Source organism: Sphingobium sp. DC-2 (assembly GCF_000722555.1).
GTDB lineage: Bacteria > Pseudomonadota > Alphaproteobacteria > Sphingomonadales > Sphingomonadaceae > Sphingobium > Sphingobium quisquiliarum.
Genome location: NZ_JNAC01000017.1, coordinates 1 through 2,215 on the forward strand (window position 1 = coordinate 1; position 2,215 = coordinate 2,215).

Here is a 2,215-nt window from a genome sequence, read left to right on the forward strand (position 1 = left end):
GTAACCGAACGGTTGAGGCCGCCTGCCAAGATGTGAGTTGGGCGGGTAAGAGACGTCGATAAGGACGTCGTTATGGACGTCCTTATCGAGAGCGAGGGACGGCGGTGGAGATATTGGGCCGGGAACGGCGTCGTCGATGGGCGGACGCGGAGAAGCTGGAGATCCTCGCCGCGGTGGGGTTGAACGGCGAGACGTTGGCGCGCGTTGCGCGGCGCTACGATGTGTCGCGAAGCCAGATTTATAATTGGCGCCGGCAGTTCAAGAAGCGAGGATTGCTGCCGACGCCGGTTGGGCCGACCTTTTTGCCGTTCGACATCGACGCTTCCATGCTGAACGCGGCGCCCGCGCTCGAGGAGCGGAATGTCTCGCCCGCCATGGTCGAGCTGTGTCTGACGCAAGGGCGGCGCCTTCGCTTCGATAGTGGCATCGAAGGCGCGACCCTGACCCGCCTCATCCGGTCGGTGGAAGCTGCATGATCGGGCCGGGAACCGGCGTAAGGGTATATCTTGCCTGCGGCGTCACTGACATGCGCAAAGGGATTTCGGGTCTCGCCATGCTAGCCCAGTCCGTGTTGCGACAGCAGGCAACCAGCGGCGCCGTATTCGCCTTTCGGGGGCGGCGCGGTGACAGGCTGAAGCTACTTTATTGGGATGGTCAGGGATTTTGCCTCTATTACAAGATTCTGGAGCGAGGCCGTTTCCCCTGGCCTGGTGCGACTGACGGGACGGCGCGCCTGACATCAGCCCAGCTCGCGATGTTGTGGGAAGGGATCGACTGGAGGCGCCCGAACTGGGGGGCGCCGCCGGCCCGGGCGGGGTAACGTACTTCTGAGAAAGCATCTGTTTTTCTGGACTTTTTGGCCGTTTCTCCGTACCAAAGGCCATGCTCAGCGCGGCATCCCATCTTCCCGAAGACCCGGTACTCCTCAAGGCGATGATCGCCGAGTTGCAGGACCAGAACGCGAAGCTGACGATGACGCTGCGCGCCCATGATCTGGTCGTCCAGGCACTTCGTTTGCAGATCTCCAAGCTCAAGAAGCAGGCCTTCGGCAAGTCCTCCGAGAAGATACAGCGCGAGATCGAGCAACTCGAGCTCGCGCTCGAAGACGTTCTCGTTTCCGTCGCCCAACAGGGTCTCGTGGCAAGCGACCGGGATGATCCTGACGCGGTTGCTCCCGCCGAGAGCGGCTCCGGGTCGCGTCCGTCCCGGCGCCCCCGTGTCTCGGCAGACACACCGCGCGAACGCCACGAACTTGATCCCGGCAGCACCTGCCCGGATTGCGGGGGCGACCTGCGCCTCGTGGGTGAAGACGTAAGTGAGATCATCGAGATGATCACGGCAAAGCTCAAGGTCATCGAGGTCGCTCGCCCGAAGAAGTCCTGCCGCTGCTGCGAGAAGATGGTGCAGGTGCCGGCCCCCAGCCGCCCGATCCCCGGCAGCATGGCCGGCGCAAGCCTCCTCGCCTACGTGCTGGTCTCCAAGTTCGACGACCATTTGCCGTTGTACCGGCAAAACGAGATTTTCGCGCGCATGGGCGCCGATATTCCGCGCAGCACGCTCGCCGACTGGTGCGGCTACTCGATGCGGATCCTGCAGCCCGTGATCGACCAGATCGAGGCGTCGGTCCTGGACAGCGACATCCTGCACGCCGACGACACGCCCATCCGCGTGCTGGCACCAGAACAGCGTGCCAAAGGTATCGGCAAAGGCGTCAAGCAAGGCCGGATCTGGGCATATGTCTGTGATCAGCGCCCCTGGGCCGGTGCCGCGCCGCCTGGGGTCGTCTATCGCTATGCGCCCAACTGGAATGCGCAACACGTCCAGGACCAACTTTGCAACGCAAACGGCATTCTCCAGGCCGATGCCTACAAAGGCTATGCGAAGCTCTACGAACCTGGCGCGGATGGGGACCCGCGTTTCCGGGAAGCAGCCTGCTTTGCCCATTGGCGACGCGATTTCCACGACATCTGGACGTCCCAAAAATCCGAGATCGCACACGAGGCGCTCGAGCGTATCGGGCAGCTCTATGACATCGAGCGCGAGATCGCCGGCAAGTCTGCCGATATCCGTCGGGACGTGCGCCAGGAACTGAGCAAACCCAGGCTCGAGGCCCTGCATGCCTGGGCCGAGACGCAGCTCACCCGAATTTCGGCCAAAAGCGATCTCGCCAAGGCCTTTCGCTATGCCCTCGGCCGCTGGCACGCGTTCAGCCTGT

Annotated in this window: 3 protein-coding genes; all 3 read left to right on the forward strand. The window is 63.1% G+C overall.

Annotated elements, in window-relative coordinates; genetic code table 11:
• Positions 1 to 104 precede the first annotated feature (104 nt).
• On the forward strand, positions 105 to 476 hold the full coding sequence (locus ET21_RS0102870; RefSeq protein WP_030538504.1) for a transposase: 372 nt from the start codon (positions 105 to 107) through the stop codon (positions 474 to 476).
• Positions 473 to 820 carry an IS66 family insertion sequence element accessory protein TnpB gene (tnpB, locus tag ET21_RS0102875; protein WP_030538505.1) on the forward strand — a complete coding sequence of 116 codons (348 nt, stop codon included), beginning with the start codon at positions 473 to 475 and terminating at the stop codon, positions 818 to 820. Before ET21_RS0102870 ends, tnpB begins: the two co-directional genes overlap by 4 nt.
• 62 nt (positions 821 to 882) lie before the next feature.
• Positions 883 to 2,215, forward strand: a 1,333-nt coding sequence (locus ET21_RS0102880) for an IS66 family transposase (RefSeq protein WP_030538506.1), incomplete at its 3' end; no start/stop codon positions are given.